This window comes from Halomonas sp. KM-1 (genome assembly GCF_000246875.1).
In the GTDB taxonomy this organism is placed as follows: domain Bacteria; phylum Pseudomonadota; class Gammaproteobacteria; order Pseudomonadales; family Halomonadaceae; genus Halomonas; species Halomonas aerodenitrificans.
Genome location: NZ_BAEU01000084.1, coordinates 23,882 through 40,430 on the forward strand (window position 1 = coordinate 23,882; position 16,549 = coordinate 40,430).

General features: G+C 65.7%; 16 protein-coding genes. 10 read left to right on the forward strand and 6 right to left on the reverse strand.

What is annotated here, in order from left to right; genetic code table 11:
• Positions 1-278: 278 nt before the first annotated feature.
• Complete coding sequence (locus B8115_RS09165; protein ID WP_010627488.1) at positions 279-2,120, forward strand: bifunctional sugar phosphate isomerase/epimerase/4-hydroxyphenylpyruvate dioxygenase family protein; 1,842 nt, start codon at positions 279-281, stop codon at positions 2,118-2,120.
• 84 nt (positions 2,121-2,204) lie between these two features.
• Positions 2,205-3,065, forward strand: coding sequence for a shikimate dehydrogenase (locus B8115_RS09170; protein WP_010627489.1), 861 nt, complete (start codon positions 2,205-2,207; stop codon positions 3,063-3,065).
• A gap of 24 nt (positions 3,066-3,089) precedes the next feature.
• Here the strand turns inward: B8115_RS09170 and B8115_RS09175 are convergent, their stop codons facing one another.
• The 6 genes from B8115_RS09175 to B8115_RS09200 all read right to left on the reverse strand — a co-directional run bounded on the left by B8115_RS09175 (position 3,090) and on the right by B8115_RS09200 (position 9,390).
• Entirely contained in the window at positions 3,090-3,983 is an 894-nt protein-coding gene (locus B8115_RS09175; RefSeq protein ID WP_010627490.1) for a DMT family transporter, read from the reverse strand.
• Between the two features lie 78 nt (positions 3,984-4,061).
• Positions 4,062-4,889 (reverse strand): sugar phosphate isomerase/epimerase, encoded by an 828-nt coding sequence (locus B8115_RS09180; RefSeq protein WP_010627491.1) that lies wholly within the window; start codon positions 4,887-4,889, stop codon positions 4,062-4,064.
• On the reverse strand, positions 4,882-6,621 hold the full coding sequence (locus tag B8115_RS09185; RefSeq protein WP_010627492.1) for an FAD-dependent oxidoreductase: 1,740 nt from the start codon (positions 6,619-6,621) through the stop codon (positions 4,882-4,884). Before B8115_RS09185 ends, B8115_RS09180 begins: the two co-directional genes overlap by 8 nt.
• A 99-nt stretch (positions 6,622-6,720) precedes the next feature.
• On the reverse strand, positions 6,721-7,677 hold the full coding sequence (locus tag B8115_RS09190; protein WP_010627493.1) for an AEC family transporter: 957 nt from the start codon (positions 7,675-7,677) through the stop codon (positions 6,721-6,723).
• A gap of 78 nt (positions 7,678-7,755) precedes the next feature.
• A complete protein-coding gene (locus B8115_RS09195; RefSeq protein ID WP_010627494.1) occupies positions 7,756-8,535 on the reverse strand; it encodes an IclR family transcriptional regulator in 780 nt (259 codons plus the stop codon).
• 66 nt (positions 8,536-8,601) lie between these two features.
• The gene (locus B8115_RS09200; protein ID WP_010627495.1) at positions 8,602-9,390 is read right to left on the reverse strand and encodes an IclR family transcriptional regulator C-terminal domain-containing protein; all 789 of its coding nucleotides are present in this window, start codon (positions 9,388-9,390) and stop codon (positions 8,602-8,604) included.
• A 152-nt stretch (positions 9,391-9,542) separates the two neighbouring features.
• On the opposite strand from B8115_RS09200, the gene B8115_RS09205 reads away from it, so the two are divergent.
• From B8115_RS09205 to B8115_RS09240, 8 genes are all read left to right on the forward strand, one after another.
• Positions 9,543-10,901: an adenylosuccinate lyase family protein gene (locus tag B8115_RS09205; RefSeq protein WP_010627496.1), complete on the forward strand. Its 1,359-nt coding sequence runs from the start codon at positions 9,543-9,545 to the stop codon at positions 10,899-10,901.
• Between the two features lie 171 nt (positions 10,902-11,072).
• Positions 11,073-11,903: a CoA transferase subunit A gene (locus B8115_RS09210; RefSeq protein ID WP_010627497.1), complete on the forward strand. Its 831-nt coding sequence runs from the start codon at positions 11,073-11,075 to the stop codon at positions 11,901-11,903.
• A 20-nt stretch (positions 11,904-11,923) separates the two neighbouring features.
• Positions 11,924-12,691, forward strand: coding sequence for a CoA-transferase subunit beta (locus B8115_RS09215; RefSeq protein ID WP_202949070.1), 768 nt, complete (start codon positions 11,924-11,926; stop codon positions 12,689-12,691).
• Between the two features lie 18 nt (positions 12,692-12,709).
• Entirely contained in the window at positions 12,710-13,912 is a 1,203-nt protein-coding gene (pcaF, locus tag B8115_RS09220; RefSeq protein ID WP_010627499.1) for a 3-oxoadipyl-CoA thiolase, read from the forward strand.
• Positions 13,913-13,988: 76 nt separating this feature from the next.
• Positions 13,989-15,188 carry an alpha/beta fold hydrolase gene (locus B8115_RS09225; protein ID WP_010627500.1) on the forward strand — a complete coding sequence of 400 codons (1,200 nt, stop codon included), beginning with the start codon at positions 13,989-13,991 and terminating at the stop codon, positions 15,186-15,188.
• A gap of 92 nt (positions 15,189-15,280) precedes the next feature.
• On the forward strand, positions 15,281-15,583 hold the full coding sequence (locus B8115_RS09230) for a type II toxin-antitoxin system HigB family toxin (protein ID WP_010627501.1): 303 nt from the start codon (positions 15,281-15,283) through the stop codon (positions 15,581-15,583).
• A gap of 3 nt (positions 15,584-15,586) precedes the next feature.
• The gene (locus B8115_RS09235) at positions 15,587-15,958 is read left to right on the forward strand and encodes a type II toxin-antitoxin system HigA family antitoxin (RefSeq protein WP_010627502.1); all 372 of its coding nucleotides are present in this window, start codon (positions 15,587-15,589) and stop codon (positions 15,956-15,958) included.
• 153 nt (positions 15,959-16,111) lie between these two features.
• A partial coding sequence (locus B8115_RS09240) for an MFS transporter (RefSeq protein WP_010627503.1) occupies positions 16,112-16,549 on the forward strand: 438 nt, incomplete at its 3' end.

Sequence of the window (16,549 nt, forward strand, 5' to 3'; positions counted from 1 at the left end):
ATAGTGTCAATGCTCGAAGGGTTTTATGCGACGAAGGTTTAATGCTCGCCGAGACCGATCATCGGAATGGCGCGCGCATCGCCAGGGGCGCCGAATCCCCATGGTAGCCGCAGTTGCTTGGCAAGGGCATGCTCTGTTCAGGCATGTTGCGAACTAAAGAACGCTATGCGAACATTGAAACCAAGTTCTATTTCCGCTCATCAAGAAGCGGGGCGGGTTTCGAGCCAACCACAAGGCTGCCCATTGCGACCAGACAATGGGGCCGAGAGAGGTAGAAGATGCGTGCCATTGCCACGGTCTGCCTGAGCGGCGACCTCAGGACCAAACTCGAAGCCATCGCTCGTGCGGGCTTCGAGGGGGTGGAAATCTTCGAAAATGACCTGCTCTCCTTCGATGGGTCCCCCGAGGAGGTGCGTCAGCTCTGCGAGCGTCTGGGGTTGGCCATCGTGGCCTTCCAGCCGTTCCGCGACTTCGAGGCCATGCCCGAGCCGCAGCGCAGCCGCAACCTGCAGCGGGCCGAGCGCAAGTTCGACCTGATGGAGCAGCTCGGCACCGACTTCATGCTCGTCTGCAGCAACGTTTCTCCTCAGGCCAGCGACGACATGGAGCGGGCCGTGGCCGACCTGCGTGAACTGGCCGAACGTGCGGCCAGGCGCAACCTCCGGATCGGCTTCGAGGCGCTGGCCTGGGGGCGTCATATCTCCGACTATCGCGATGCCTGGGAAGTGGTGCGCCGCGCCGATCACCCCAACCTCGGCGTGGTGCTCGACAGTTTCCACATTCTTTCCCGCGGGCACGATCTCTCCACGATCGCCAAGATACCCAAGGAAAAGATCTTCTTCGTCCAACTGGCCGATGCACCGCTGCTCGAGATGGATGTCCTCCAGTGGAGCCGACACTTCCGCTGTTTCCCCGGTCAGGGACGTCTGCCGCTCAAGGATTTCATGGCGGCGCTCGCAAAATCGGGATACGACGGTCCTCTGTCGCTGGAAATTTTCAGCGATGCCTTCCGCGCCGCGCCGGCTGACGTCACCGCGCTGGATGGGCTTCGTTCACTGATCTGGCTCGAGCATCTTGGTCAGCACGGGCTTGCCGACACCCTGCCTCAGGCGCCGCGCTACCACGGGGTTCACTTCATCGAGTTCACTCTCGATGAGGAGAGCGCCGCTCCTCTGGGCGAGTTCATCAATGCGCTGGGCTTTCGTCACGTGGGTCGCCACCGCTCCAAGAACGTTGAACTGTGGAAGCAGGGTGAGATCCATCTGGTGCTCAATTTCGAAACCGACAGCTTCGCCCACACCTTCCGCTTGCTGCACGGCACCTCGGTGTGCGCCGTGGGCTTTCGGGTCGACGACGTGTCGCGTGCGCTGGAGCGCGCCCGTGCCTTCAAGGCACCGCTGTTCCGCAGCCAGGTGGGCGAAGGCGAGATGGAGATCCCGGCGATCCGCGGGGTCGAAGGCAGCCTCATCTATCTGGTGGACGAGTCGGCGGCAGACGACCTGCAGTGGCGCACCGACTTCGAGTTGTTCGACCAGGAGAGTCGCAACGAGGCAGGGTTGGTGCGCATCGACCATCTCTCCTATGTACTGCCGGCCACCCAGTTGCTGAGCTGGCAGCTGTTCTACCGTACCGTGTTCGGCTTTGCCGCCGAAGCCGAGAACGAGATCGTCGATCCGCACGGCATGATGATCAGCCAGGCGGTGCTCAGCCCCGATCGCAGCATACGCCTGCCGCTCACCGTTTCTCAGGCGCAGGAGACCCAGCCGGGACGTTTCCTCAGCGAGTTTCGCGGCGGCGTGCAGCAGATCGCCTTCGAGAGTAACGACATCATCGCCACCGTGGATGAGCTTCTGGCTCGCGGGCTGCCCCTGCTACGGATACCGGGCAACTACTATGACGATCTCGAGGCACGCTTCGACATCGACCCGGCGCTGCTCGACGCCATGCGCTCGCGCAATATTCTGTTCGACCGCAGCGATGAGGGCGACTTTCTCCACGCCTATACCGAGACCTTCTCGGGACGCTTCTTCTTCGAGATCGTCGAGCGTCGTGGGCGCTACCAGAAATTCGGCGAGGCCAATGCCGGCATACGCCTCGCCGCTCAGGCGAAGTTCGGCTGAAACCGGCGGCACTGGAAGCCGATCCGAGATTGATTTTCGAGTTCTACGAGCGCAGCACGCTCGCCCCGTTCAGGAAACAGCGCTATGAAACTGGGACTGATAGGAAAGGCCATCATGAACTCCAGCTCGCCGGACTTGCACGTGCGGCTTGGCGGGCTGACGGAGATTCCCACCACTTACGATCTGTTCGACGCCAACGAGCAGCCCATCGATTCGCTCGAGAGCCAAGTGCGTAAAGTGGTGGCCGCCGGGTACCGGGGCGTCAACGTCACCTATCCCTGGAAGGAGGAAGCGGTGCGCCTTGCCGGTCGTACCAGCGAGGGCGCACGCATGGTGGGTGCTGCCAATACCCTGGTCTTCGAGGCAGACGGTATCTTCGCTGAGAACACCGATTTCACCGGCTTCATCAGCGGCTACCGTGCCACGCTGGGCGAGCGTCAGCCTGGGCGTACGCTGGTACTGGGTACCGGTGGTGTGGGCAAGGCGGTGGCTTTTGGCCTGGGGCGCCTCGGCGCCTCGGAGGTGATCCTGATGGATCTGGATCCGGCCAAGTCGAAACGGCTGGCCGAGGAGCTGCAGGCCCAGGGCTTCGCTGCTTCCACCATCACGCCCGAGCAGTTGGCCGAGACGGTGCCGGCCTGCGACGGCCTGGTCAACTGTACTCCCATCGGTCATGAAAAGAGTCCCGGCTGTCCGCTGCCCAAAGAGCTGATCGCGGCTCATCACTGGATCTTCGATGCCGTCTATGTGCCGGCGGTGACCGAGTTCGTCGCCGCGGCCAAGGCCGTCGACGCGGCGGTGATGAGCGGCGTGGGCCTGTTCGTGTTCCAGGGTATCGATGCCTTCAAGCGGTTTTGCGAGGACGACGGCAAGCGCGCCGCGGTGGATGCACAGGCTACCACTCTCTATGCCCACTACCGTCGTGAGCTTCTGGGGGAGCCCTGAGGTGTCGACCGCAAGCGCCGGCGCTCAGCGCTTGCGGGTGGCCAGAAAGATCCCCGCGCCGATGATCAGCACGGCGCCCAAGTAGGTTTCCACCAGCGGTACGTCACCGAACACCAGGTAGCCCGACAGGGTGGCCCATACGATCTGCAGGTAGAGGAAGGGCGAGACCAGGGATGCCGGGGCGCAGCGCATGGCCATGATCAGGCCGAGCTGGCTGACGGCACCCAGGGCGCCGACCAGCAGGAACAGCGGCACATCGCCACCGGCGATGGGGGTCCAGAAGAAGGGTACCACCACCGAGCTGACCATGGCGCCGGCCAGCCCGGCATAGAACAGCGACGCCAGCGGATGGTCGTTGCGCCCGAAGCGTCGCGTGGCCAACTGATAGAGCGCGAAGCACAAGGCCATGCCGAAGGGCAGCAGGGCGGCGGGCTGGGCACGCCAGTCAACGGGGCCCACTGCAATCACTACACCGACGAAGCCGGCGGCGACCGCGGCCCCGCGAGCCAGCGTCACGCGCTCGCCCAGGAGCGGAATGGCGAGCAGGGTAACCAGCAGCGGCGAGCTGAAGTTGATGACGTAGACCTGCAGCAGCGGCAGCTCGCGGAAGGCCAGGAAGGCGAAGGTACTGGCGGCGAGCAGGAGCAGGCCGCGCACGAACTGCCCCGGAAGCGATTCGACGGACGCCATGATGGCCCGGCAGCGGGGCCAGCCCAGCATCAGCAAGTATCCCCCCAGCACCAGCATGTGGCCCGCATAGCGCGCCCACACCACCTGAACCGGCGAGTAGCTCTGAGTGAGCCACTTGACCCCGGTGTCGAGCAGGGTGAACAGCAGGCCCGCGCCCAGCATGAAGGCGATGCCCAGCAGCGGACGGTCTGCAGCCCCGGCGGCGGGTGTGGCGATGGTCGTCGACATGGCCTTGGGTATCTCTTTGAAGAAAACTTAATGGTAGCAGGCTAACAGACTGGCGCCGGTAAGGCGCCACTCGTTGGGTCAGCGCTGGTGAACGAGGGGGCGGGCCTTGTCGAGGGCCCGGCAGGCTCGCTCCAGCGGGGTGACGCCCTGACGGCGCAGCGACTCGGTGGGTATTTCGAGGCTCAGCGGCCGGCCGGCGGGCAGGGTTGCCAGCAGTGCCTCGAGATCGATGTCGCCGTCGCCGGGAAAGCAGCGCTGCTGCCTCGCCTCGTGAAGGATCTCTTCCATGCTGGCCGGGATCGGCCCAGCCACGTCGCATAGCTGCAGGTAGCGCAGCCAGTCCGGCGGCACGTGTGCGAGTTCCTCCAGGCGGCTGGCAGAGCGGTTGAAATGAAAGGCATCCACCAGCAGGCAGGCGTTGGCGTGCCCGGCCTGACGTGCCGCAGCCACGATACGATGTGCCTGGCGTAGGTTGCGCACACCCGTCCAGGGCATGAACTCCAGATGCGGATGCAGGCCCAGCGGGCGAGCCAGCTCACACAGCGCGGCGAAATTATCGATGGTGCGCATTTCGTCGTCGTCATTACCCGCCACCAGCACCTCGCTGGCGCCCAGCTCGGCACCGATCTCCAGCACCTCGCGAAAATCCCGGGTCACGTCGCTATCGGGCTTGAGCCGCAGGATCTCGATGTCGAGCACCTTCAACCCCGTCTCCCGCAGCCGCTGCCGAGTCTGACGCCGCAGGGAGGTATCGCTGACCAAAGGATAGTGATGCTCTTCCGGCGTGGCGGGAATCAGTCGCAGGCCCACAGCCGCATAGCCGGCTCGGGCCGCCACCTCCACCATGTCCGGCGGCGACAGCTCGAGTACGGTGAGGGCGGCCAGGGAAAATGTCGTGTCATGCATGGGCGGCATCGCCTTCGGTCATGCTATCGGCGTTGCGCTGCTTGCCGGCGACATGCAGGCCGGCGATATAACCGAAGGTCATGGCCGGGCCGAGATTGATACCGCCGGCCGGGTAGTGGCCGCCCATGATGCTGGCCATGTCGGCGCCTGCGGCATAGAGGCCCGCGATGGGGCTTCCATGTTCATCAAGCACTCGGGCATGTTCGTCGGTCTCGAGGCCGGCGAAGGTACCGAAGCAGCCGGGGACCACCTTCACCGCATAGAAGGGGCCCTGCTCCAGGGGGGCCACGCAGGGGTTGGGGCCATGGGCCGCATCGCCGTTCTTGCGGTTGTAGGGCGTGGAGCCGCGGCCGAACTCGGGATCTTCGCCGCGAGCGGCGTGGCGGTTGAACTCGGCCACGGTGGCCGCGAGGCCGTCTGGATCGATACCGCACGCTTGTGCCAGCTCGGTAAGCGTCCTGCCGTGCTGGAGATAGCCCTTGCGAATCCAGTGACGAAAGGGCACCGGCGCCGGGCGAGTGATGCCCAGCCCGTAGCGCCGCTGGAAGCGGTGGGTACAGATGAGCCAGGAACAGACTTCCTCACCTTCGGGTGCCTTGACCATGGCCTCCACGTAGTCGTAGTAGCCGTGGGCCTCGTTGACGAAGCGTCTGCCGTTTTTCAGTACGCCGATGATGCCCGGCTTGGCGCGGTCGATGATATGCGGGAAATGGCCGACACGGCCGTTGCCCCAGGGCACCAGGGAGACCGGCGCCCAGGCCACCGGCGAGTGGAGGCTGCTGTCCACCACACCGCCTACCGCCTCACCCAGGCGCAGGCCGTCGCCGCTGGCGGTGGGCGGCGGCAGCGGCCAGTGCTCCTGGCCGGTGGGGGTGCGCGGGAAGAGCTCGCGTCGACGTTCGACGTCCCAGGGGAAGCCGCCGGCGGCCAGCACCACGCCACGTCGGGCGTGCAGGGTCACCTCGCCCTGCGGACCCGCGATCACCACGCCGGTGACCCGCTCGCCTGCCTTGATCAGGCGTGTCACCGGCGATGAAACGCGAAACGTCACACCCAGGTCGTCGGCGGACTTGGCCAGTCGTCCGACCAGCGCTACGCCGTTGACCAGCTGCATGGCACGGCCGTAACGGGCCAGGTCAAGAAAGTGACGAGCCAAGCGCCGGGCGACATGTGCAAACGACTTCAAGGAACGCGTGCAGGTGAGGAACGCCGCCAGATCCGGACCGGCCTGGATCGGCATGCCCAGGAACGCGGTCTCGGGCATGGTCCTGCGCAGCTTTTTCAGCGTTCCAGGCGCAATCTTGCGGCCATCGAAAGGGGCGGCAATCACCGAGCGCCCGCCGGTGCCGGCGCCGGGCGTGTCGCCATGGATGTCGGCAATGGCGTTCCCGTCGGTGAACTGCAATGCGGTCTTCTCATGAAAGAACTCGACCATCCGCGGTGCGCCATCGAGAAAGGCGTCGATCTTTGCCGCGTCGTAGCGCTCGCCCAGCTCTGCGCGGAGATAGGTGCGCACCGTTTCCGCCTCTTCGACGATACCGGCGGCGCGGGCCAGGGGATTGAGCGGCGCCCACATCCAGCCGCCGGACCAGGCAGTGGCGCCGCCCAGGGTATCGGCTTTTTCCACCACCGCCACTTTCAGGCCGTGATGGGCCGCAGTGACGGCAGCGGCGAGGCCTGCGGCACCCGAGCCCACCACTACCAGGTCATAGTCGTATCGCGAATCGGTCATTCATATTCTCGCTGGAACTTGGTTCTATTGAATCTAGAACTATGTTCCAGTTTTTTCAATAGCAGACAAACATTTTTCCTGATGAGACGGTAGGCGGCATCAACGGGTGGGTAGCAGGCTGGCGAGGTCCATCAACCAAATGCCCATGCTCAGTGTCACGAAGGCGGCCAGGGTGGCGACCATCAGCGTGGCGGCGCTGACGCCGGCCAGGCCATAGCGCTGGCCCAGCAGTGGGAAGACGCTGATCATGGGGGCGCAGGCAAACAGCAGCGCACCGGCCAGCAGCATGGGGTCCGCCTCCGGTATCAACAGGAAGACGCCGAGCACCGCTAGCGGATGCAGGATCAGCTTGCCCGCCACGATTTGGCCTACGTCGTTCATCATGCCGCGCACCTGGAGGCCGAACAGGGTGCCGCCGATGACGAACAGCGCCGCGGGGCCGGAGGCGTTGGCCAGCATGTCGACGGCCTGGGCCAGCGGTCGGGGCAGGGCGGTGTCGGTCACCGCCAGCAGCAGGCCCAGTGCCAGCCCTACCAGAATGGGGTTGCGTATCAGGCGGAAGAGCGTCTTGCGCGCTACCGTGGCGATGCCGGCGCCGCGCTGGCGACCCACCTCGGCGAGAATCAGCGCCATCGGGATGATCAGCAGGTTTTCGATCAGCATGTTCAGCGCCAGAAAAACCGCCGCCGGAGAGGCGCCCAGTACCATGGCCGCCACCGGGAAACCGATGAAGCCGCTGTTGGAGGCGGACATGCCCAGGGCATGAATGGCCCCTTCGCTGAGCGGCTTGCGCTGCAGGCCGAGGGTCAACAGCAGGGCGAAGGCGAACACCGCCAGCGAACCGAGGCCATAGGCCAGCAGATAGTGAGGCTGCAGAACCTCGTCGAGGGGGTTCTGGGTCACGGCGCGGATCACCAGCGCCGGCAGGGCAAAGTAGAGCACGAAGGTGGCCACTCCCTGCATTTGCTCCCGGTTCACCAGCCGCGTGCCCATGGCCAGGTAGCCGGCACCGATCAGCAGGAAGATCGGCGTGGTGATGGCGAGTATTTCCAGCATGGGGCCTCCTTGCCGGCGGCGAGCATGAGCGAACCCCAGGTTATCCCCGGCTCCCACGAGCTCTATAGCTGAAGTGCGTCAGGTGAAGAGTTGTGAAGTTGGCGTGGCCTGGGAAAGCTCCTGGGCGGCGGTAACCAGCGCCTGCCCCAACTCCTTGACCCGCTCGGCGTCGAGCCGCACGCTGGGGCCGGCAATGCTGAGCACGCCCTGCGGATGCCCGTCCAGGGGATGACGCACCAGGGCCGCCATGGCCGCGGTGCCGGGGCCCATGCTGTCGTGGGTCCAGCTGTAGCCGCGCTCACGGGTCTCACGCAGGTGGTCGAGCAGCGCCTGCTTGGTGCGAGGCGCATTGGGCCCCAGTGGGTGGTCGGTCTCCATACCCTGGGTATCCACCAGCGCGAGGGCCTGCTCATCGCTCAGGGCTGCCAGCCAGGCGTGACCGCTGGCGGTGCAGAACAGCGGCGCCTCCTTGCCCATGTCAGGATCGTAGCGCAAGCCGCTGCGGGCCCCCTGAGCCTTGGCGATCCAGGTCAGCCGGTTGCCCTCGATCACCGAGAGCCGTACCAGTTCGCCGCTCTGCTCTGCCAGGCGGTCGAGAATGGGTTGTACGATGTCGCTGGCACCGGTGCTCGAGAGGTAGCGAAAACTCATGGCCACCAAGCGGGTAGTCAACTGATAGCGCTGGCTGGCGGCGTCCTGGCGCACATGGCCGAGGCGAATCAGCTCATGACAGATACGGTGAGCGGCGCTCTTGGGAATAGCCAGCCGCTCGGCGATGACCAGCAGTGGCAAACCGTTGGCATCTTCGGAAAGGGCTTCCAGCACGCCCAGGGTGCGTTCGATCAGGCTGCCCGCCATGGGAAGGTCTCGCTTGGCAAAAATATTATTCTAGAACGATGTTCAAGAAACGTCATCCGCAGCCATTCAGCTGACGGTTTCGCGAATCTCCCGCGCCTTTCTCTGCAGCAGCGGCAAGTATTCCCGCATCAGGGTGTCGAGATCGACCCGGGCGGCGTTGGTGCTGATGTTGATCGCGCCGAGCAGCTTGCCGTTGGCGTCGAAGGCTGGCACCGCCAGCGAGCGCAGCCCCGAGTCGAGCTCCTGGTCGGCAATGGCGTAGCCCTGCTGGCGCACCTTGAGAATGCACTTCTTCAGCAGCGCCTTGTCGGTCACGGTCTTGTCGGTGTAGCGCTCCAGCGTGACCCGCTCCAGGAAGGCATCCAGTTCGGCGTCGGGCAGCTGAGCCAGCAGCGCCCGACCCATGGAAGTGTGAGCCGCGGGCAGCCGGGTGCCTACCGAGAGGGTGATGGCCATCAGCCGATGGGGGGCCGAGGAGCGTGCCACGTAGGTAACGGCGTCGCCGTCGAGCACGCCCAGTGACGAGGATTCGCCGCTCTCTGCGGTGATGTCCTCCAGCACCTGCTGGATCACGCTACGATAGTTGTTGGCGGAGAGAAAGGCGTAGCCGAGCTGCAGCACCCGTGGGGCCAGCTCGAAGTAACGGCCCTGCTTCCTCACGTAGCCCAGCGCGTGCAGGGTGAGCAGGAAGCGGCGGGCGCGGGCGCGGTTCATGTCGGTACGCGCCGCCACTTCGCTCAGGGTCATGCGCGGGTGCGCCTCGTCGAAGGCCAGAACTACCTCGAGTCCGCTGGCCAGGGCGGTCACGAAGTCGCGGTCGTCTGGGCTGAGAACCTCTTCCTCTGTCGTCATCATCGTTCCGTTATCGTGAGTTGCTCCCGGGTTGCACCCAATCTAGCATAGTATTCGAATCACGAACACTTGTTCGACTATAGGCTGAGCGATTGGCAAGACCAAGCCGTGAGTCCGCGCCCTTATTACCGGAAACATGTTACCGGAGACATGATATGTCCGACGCCCTGCTTCAGCATCCCTTCATGAGCCAAGTTGCGCTGGGCGAATGCAACGCCGAGGCCATGGTGGCCGGCATGCTGGCCTTCGAGCTGGCCCTGGCCGTGGTGCAGGAGGCGCGTGACCTTCTGCCCGAAGGCACGGCGGCGCAGATGCGTAAGGCACTCGAAGGGCACGCCTTCGATACCACGGCCATTGGCGCCGGCGTGGCCAGTGGCGGCAACGCGGCGATCCCCTTCGTCAAGCAGGCGCGCGCAGCGCTGCCCGCCGAGCTGCGGCGCCATTTCCACCTCGGCGCCACCAGCCAGGACGTGATCGACTCGGCGCTGATGCTGATGCTCAAGCCGCGCCTGGCGGCGTTGGACGCGCTGCTGCGGCGCTGCCGTAGCGCTGCGCTGTCGTTGATGCAGGCTCACGAAACCACGGTGATGGTGGGGCGCACCCTGATGCAGCAGGCGCTGCCGCTTACCTTCGGCGTCAAGGTGGCGCACTGGGGCATCGGCCTGGAGCAGGCGCGCCGTCGTCTTGCCACCCTCGAGCTGCCGGTGCAGTTCGGCGGGGCGGTGGCCGTTCATTCTGGTTTGGACGGGCCTGGATCAAATGGAACCGATTCGGATGGGCTGGGCCTGGAGCTGATGGATGCCCTGGCGCAGCGCCTTGGGCTAAGCGCACCGGTGCTCCCCTGGCATACCGACCGCCAGCCGATCCATGCGCTGGCTACCGCGCTGGACGCCGTGGCCGGCGCCACCGAGAAGCTGGCGCTCGACGTCGCGCTGCTGACCCAGACCGAAGTGGGGGAAGTGAGCGAGCCTGGCGGCGAGGGCATGGGCGAGTCCTCTTCCATGCCGCACAAGCGCAACCCGGTGCGCTGTGCACTGATCCGCGGCGCGGCGCGGCAGGTTCACGGCCATGTCTCGGTGATCCTCAATGCCCAGGCCCAACCGCTGGAACGCGGCCTGGGCGAGTGGCACTCCGAGTGGACACCACTGCTCGATAGCGCGCTGCTGGTGGAGGGGGCGCTGGAGCAGGCCGCCGTACTGCTCGAGGGGCTCGAGGTGCACCCCGAGGCCATGCGCCGCAACCTGGCGGCGACCGGTGGCGGCATCATGGCCGAGCCGGTGTCGCGCCTGCTGGCGCCCACACTGGGTCAGGAGGCGGCCAAGCGCATCAGCGCCGAGGCCGCTGAATCGGCCCGCCTGCAGGGCGTGGCCTATGCCGATGCGCTGCTGGCTCATCCTGAGCTGCAGGGGCAGGTGGAGGCGCAAGCGCTGCATCAGGCCACCGATCCCGCCTTATACCTTGGTAGCAGTCGCGCTCAGGTGCGCCGTGCCGCTGCCTGGCTCCAGCGCGAATAACGACCTGAAAACCCATCGGTTTCATTGCACCCGACGAGGGGAGGCCTGGCCTCCCCTCGTTTTTTTCATTCCTGGCGAGTTTGACGACCGCGAGACTTGGGAGTAATTTGTTCGTATCACAAAACAAAGTTCGCTATTCGAACTTTTAACGAGAGCGCCCAGGAGAACACCATGGCCGAATTCCTGAGCCTCCGTGACGCGGTGGCACGCTACGTCGAAGACGGCGCCACCGTGGCCATGGAGGGCTTCACCCACCTGATTCCTTTCGCTGCCGGTCACGAAATCATCCGCCAGAAGAAGCGTGACCTGACCCTGATCCGCATGACGCCGGATCTGGTCTACGACCAGATGATCGGCGCCGGCTGCGCCAAGAAAGTGATCTTCTCCTGGGGCGGCAACCCCGGCGTGGGCTCGCTGCACCGCCTGCGCGATGCGGTGGAGAAAGGCTGGCCGCACAAGGTCGAGATCCTCGAACACAGCCACGCCGCCATGGCCTGTGCCTTCGAAGCGGGGGCCGCCGGGCTGCCGCTGGCCGTGCTGCGCGGCTACGTGGGCAGCGAGCTGCCCAGCGTCAACGACCAGATCAAGTTCATCGAATGCCCCTTCACCGGCGAGCGTCTGGCCGCAGTGCCGGCGGTGCGCCCTGACGTCTCCATCGTGCACGCGCAGAAGGCCGACCGCGCCGGCAACGTGCTGGTGGAAGGCATCGTCGGCGTGCAGAAAGAAGCGGTGCTGGCGGCGAAGCAGAGCATCGTTACCGTGGAGGAGATCGTCGACGACCTGCGCACCGAGGCCGACTATCACCCCAACGCCTGCATCATTCCGGGCTGGGCCATCAGCGCCATCGCCGTGGCCGAGAAGGGCTCGCTGCCCTCCTATGCCCACGGCTACTACCCGCGCAACAACGCCTTCTACAAGGAGTGGGACGGCATCGCCCGCGACCGCGACACCTTCACCCGGTGGATCGAAGAGAACGTCATGAATGCAGGGGGGAACGCCTGATGAGTACCGTCGATAAGGGCCTGGCCTACACCTCGTCAGAGATGATGACCGTCACCGCGGCTCGCGCGCTGGAGAACGGCATGACCTGCTTCGTCGGCATCGGCCTGCCCTCCGAGGCGGCCAACCTGGCGCGCCTGACTCACGCCCCCGACGTGGTGCTGATCTACGAATCCGGCACCCTGCAGACCAAGCCCGACGTGCTGCCGCTCTCCATCGGCGACGGCGAGCTGGCCGAGACGGCGCTCACCACCGTTGCGGTGCCGGAGATGTTTCGCTACTGGCTGCAGGGCGGCAAGATCGACGTGGGCTTCCTCGGTACCGCCCAGATCGACCGCTACTGCAACCTCAATACCACCCTGATCGGCGACTACCGCGAGCCTAAGGTACGCCTGCCGGGCGGCGGCGGTGCGCCGGAGATCGCCACCAACGCCGGCGAGGTGTTCATCACCCTGAAGCACTCCAAGCGCGCCTTCGTCGACCGGGTCGATTTCGTCACCACCCTGGGCTTCGGCCGCGACGGCAAGGGTCGCGACGGCGTGCCCAACATCGGCAAGGGACCGACCCGGGTCATCACCGACCTGTGCGTGATGAAGCCCGACCCCGACACCAAGGAGCTGGTGGTGGTCTCGCTGCACCCGGGCGTGAGCCGCGAGGATGTGATCGAAGCCACCGGCTGGGAGATCCGCTTCGCCGAGACGCTGGAGAGCACGCCGGAGCCTTCGGCCCGCGAGCTCGACGTCCTGCGTGAGCTCAAGGATCGTACCGCCCGCGCCCATAGTGGCCAGTAGGCCGGACAGGAGAGAACGATGACCGACGTATTCCTTTGCCATCCGCGGCGCAGCGCCATCGGCCGCTTCGGCGGCACCCTGGCCAGCGTGCGCCCCGACGACTTCGCCGCCACCATCTTCAAGGCGGTGCTGGCCGAGGCACCGGATCTCGACCCGGCCGCCATCGAAGAGGTCTTCATGGGCTGCGCCAACCAGGCCGGTGAAGACAACCGCAACGTGGCGCGCATGTCCGCCCTGCTGGCGGGCCTGCCCACCTCGGTGCCCGGCACCACCATGAACCGCCTGTGCGGCTCCGGCATGGACGCGGTGGGTACCGCCTTCCGTGCCGTCAAGGCCGGCGAGATGGAGCTGGCCCTGGCCGGCGGCGTGGAGTCCATGTCCCGCGCGCCCTACGTGCTGGGCAAGGCCGACAGTGCCTTCTCCCGCGGTCAGAAGATCGAGGACACCACCATCGGCTGGCGCTTCGTCAATCCGCTGATGAAGAAGGCCTACGGCATCGACTCCATGCCGGAGACCGCCGAGAACGTGGCCGAGCAGTTCAACATCTCCCGCGAGGACCAGGACGCCTTCGCCCTGCGCTCCCAGCAGAAGGCCGCCGCCGCGCAGAAGGCTGGCCGCTTCGCCATCGAGATCACGCCCATCGAGATCCCCCGGCGCAAGCAGGAGCCGCTGGTGTTCGACACCGACGAGCACCCGCGTGAGACCACCCTGGAGAAGCTGGCCGGGCTGCCGACACCGTTCCGCGAAGGCGGCAGCATCACTGCAGGCAACGCCTCCGGTGTCAATGACGGCGCCGCCGCCATGCTGGTGGCAAGCCAGGCCGCGGTAGAGCAACATGGCCTCAAGCCCATGGCCCGGATCATCGGCATGGCCACGGCCGGCGTCGAACCGCGCATCATGGGCTACGGCCCGGTGCCGGCGGTACGCAAGCTGCTCGAGCGCACCGGCGTGACCATGGACGAGATCGACATCTTCGAGTTCAACGAGGCCTTCGCCGCCCAGGCCCTGGCCTGCACGCGGGACCTGGGGCTCGCCGACGACGACCCGCGGGTCAACCCCAACGGCGGCGCCATTGCACTCGGCCACCCGCTGGGCATGTCCGGCGCGCGCCTGCTGCTCACCGCCGCCCACGAGCTGCAGCGCACCGGCAAGCGCTACGCGCTGTGCACCATGTGCGTGGGCGTGGGGCAGGGTATCGCTACCCTGATCGAAAGGGTCTAAGCGAGACTGAGATTGGAACCGAGGCCGGTGGTGATGAACCGCCGGCTTTTCCCGTTGCACTGCAGGGAGAAGGAACATGGCATTTCTGAACGTCGACGGCCGCAGCGTCGCCTATCGCCTGCTCGGCCCCGAGGCGCTGCCGCTGGTGGTGCTGGCGCATCCGCTGGGCATGAGCCAGGCGGTATGGGACGACCTGTTGCCGGCGCTGCTGCCGCGCTACCGCGTGCTGACCTGGGACCTGCCCGGCCACGGTGCCAGCCAGGCCTGGCCGGCCGAAGGCGGCGAGATCACCCCGGCGGCGTTGGCCCGGGAGGCGCTGGCGCTGGTCGAACATGCCGGTGCCTCGCGCTTCCACTTCGTCGGCACTTCCATCGGCGGCGTGGTCGGTCAGCAGCTGATCAGTGAGCATGCCGAGCGGCTCTACTCCGTCACCCTGACCAACACCGGCGCGGTGATCGGCAACCAGGAGCTGTGGAGCACCCGCGCCGGGCGCGTGCGCAGCGAAGGGCTCGCGGCCATGGCCGGCGATATCGTGCCGCGCTGGTTCGCGCCGGCCTGCTTCGAGGCCGAACCGGCACTCCAGGCCGGCTGGTGCACCCAGATGGGCCGCGGCGATGATGAATCCTACGCCCGCCTGTGCGAAATGCTTGGCCGCACCGACTTCCGCGGCAAGCTGAAAGGCCCGCTCGCCGAGCATCCGGACATCGGCGTGCACCTGCTCGGCGGCAGCGACGACGTGGCCACTCCGCCGGAGACCTTGCAGGCCCTGGCCGCCGAGTGCGGTGGCGCGCCGCTGGAGATCCTCGAAGGTATTGCCCACGTGCCCTCGGTGGAAGCCCCCGCTGCCATGGCCAAGCGTCTGCTGCTGTGGCTGGCCAGCGAGCGTGAGGACGTCGGCGAGCGCGGCGTGAGCTATGCCGAAGGGCTCGAGACCCGCAAGCAGGTGCTCGGCGAGGAGCACGTCGCCCGCGCCAGCCGGAACGCCAACAGCCTCGACGCCCCCTTCCAGCAGATGATCACCCGGCTGGCCTGGGGCGAGCTGTGGAGCAACGACGACCTCACCCGCCGCGAACGCAGCCTGATCACCACCGGCATCCTCGCCGCCCTGGGCCGCGAGGAGCTGGTACTGCACCTCAAGACCGCCAAGCGCATCGGCCTCTCCGAAGCGGAGCTGCGCCAGGTACTGATGCACGTGGCGATCTACGCCGGCGTACCGGCAGCCAACCATGCGTTTGCGTTGGCGAAAGAGCTGGGCTGGGGTGAGGAGCTGGGCTGATTCGCCGTATCACAGTGGTCTGGTGATACGGCGGAGAAGCCTGGGAACCTCTCGCCTTGCGCATGGTCCCATATTGGGACATCATTGGCGCTATGAGGATCATCGCCATCAAGTATCTGCGTGACTTTTGGCGGCAACACCCCGATGCCAAGGCGTCATTGGAAGCCTGGGTCGATGAGGTGAAGCATGCCGAATGGAAAGATGCGCATGACATCAAGGCCAAATACCGCAGCGCCAGTCCTGTGGGCAACAAGCGTGTGGTGTTCAACATCAAGGGTAACGACTATCGACTGATCGTCGCCGTTGCCTACCGATTTGGCGCGGTCTACATCAAGTTCATCGGCACGCACGCGGAGTATGACAAGGTCGATGCCGAAACCGTAGAGATGGAGTAACCCATGGATATTCGCCCCATTCGTACCGAGGACGATTATCAGGCCGCCCTGCGGGAAGTTTCTGGCTATTTCGATAATGAGCCGGAGCCCGGCACCGAGGAGGGCGACCGCTTCGAGATCCTCCTGACGCTGATCGAGGCCTTTGAAGCCAAGCACTTCCCCGTGGACCTGCCGGATCCCATTGAGGCCATCAAGTTTCGCATGGAACAGCAGGGGCTCACGCCCAAGGATCTCGAGCCCGCTCTTGGTCGTCGTAATCGCGTCTATGAGATCCTGAATGGCAAGCGGAACCTGACCCTCGCCATGGTCTGGAAACTACACGACATGTTCGGTATCCCTGCCGAGAGCCTGATCAAGCCACCTCACCATGCCTGATATTCCTTTGGGTATCGGCCACCTTTCGGCGTAGAGAGCAGCCCTAGACTTTCGTTAGAGTGCTAATAAACTGTGCCGCATGGCATGATCCGAACCGGCCTTTGGCCGGTTTCGGCTTTATGGACGTAGCAGAAGGGATCAGGAGAGCAGGGCATGACTCAGGACACCACCACCCCGCCGCCGAGCGAGCTGCGTCAGGCCCTGCTGGCCTACGGCCTGCTGTGGTGCCTGGGGCTCTATCTGCGCCTTACGGTACTGGTGGTGCCGCCGCTGATCCCCCAGCTCAAGGCGGTGCTGGGCTTTACCAGCAGCGAGGTGGCGATCGCCACCAGCCTGCCGCTGGTCACCCTGGCCTTCGGCGCCCTGCTGGCCGGCTGGCTGCTGGCGCGGGTCGGTACGCTGCCCAGCATGCTGCTGGGGCTCGCCGTCATGGCGCTGGGCAGTGCGCTGCGCAGCCTGCCCGAGGGCTTTACCGCCTTCATGCTGGCCACCGTGCTGATGGGGGTGGGGATCGCCTTCATGCAAACGGCGATGCCGGTACTCGCCAAGCTGTGGGCGCCCGGTCGCATCGGCCGCGCCTCGGCGGTTTAC

Coding starts and splice junctions, on each gene's coding strand:
- B8115_RS09165 (WP_010627488.1), top strand. CDS start 279: ATGCGTGCCATTGCCACGGTCTGCCTGAGCGGCGACCTCAGGACCAAA.
- B8115_RS09175 (WP_010627490.1), bottom strand. CDS start 3,983: ATGTCGACGACCATCGCCACACCCGCCGCCGGGGCTGCAGACCGTCCG.
- B8115_RS09180 (WP_010627491.1), bottom strand. CDS start 4,889: ATGCATGACACGACATTTTCCCTGGCCGCCCTCACCGTACTCGAGCTG.
- B8115_RS09230 (WP_010627501.1), top strand. CDS start 15,281: ATGAGGATCATCGCCATCAAGTATCTGCGTGACTTTTGGCGGCAACAC.
- B8115_RS09225 (WP_010627500.1), top strand. CDS start 13,989: ATGGCATTTCTGAACGTCGACGGCCGCAGCGTCGCCTATCGCCTGCTC.
- B8115_RS09185 (WP_010627492.1), bottom strand. CDS start 6,621: ATGACCGATTCGCGATACGACTATGACCTGGTAGTGGTGGGCTCGGGT.
- B8115_RS09190 (WP_010627493.1), bottom strand. CDS start 7,677: ATGCTGGAAATACTCGCCATCACCACGCCGATCTTCCTGCTGATCGGT.
- B8115_RS09205 (WP_010627496.1), top strand. CDS start 9,543: ATGTCCGACGCCCTGCTTCAGCATCCCTTCATGAGCCAAGTTGCGCTG.
- B8115_RS09235 (WP_010627502.1), top strand. CDS start 15,587: ATGGATATTCGCCCCATTCGTACCGAGGACGATTATCAGGCCGCCCTG.
- B8115_RS09170 (WP_010627489.1), top strand. CDS start 2,205: ATGAAACTGGGACTGATAGGAAAGGCCATCATGAACTCCAGCTCGCCG.
- B8115_RS09195 (WP_010627494.1), bottom strand. CDS start 8,535: ATGGCGGGCAGCCTGATCGAACGCACCCTGGGCGTGCTGGAAGCCCTT.
- pcaF (WP_010627499.1), top strand. CDS start 12,710: ATGACCGACGTATTCCTTTGCCATCCGCGGCGCAGCGCCATCGGCCGC.
- B8115_RS09210 (WP_010627497.1), top strand. CDS start 11,073: ATGGCCGAATTCCTGAGCCTCCGTGACGCGGTGGCACGCTACGTCGAA.
- B8115_RS09200 (WP_010627495.1), bottom strand. CDS start 9,390: ATGATGACGACAGAGGAAGAGGTTCTCAGCCCAGACGACCGCGACTTC.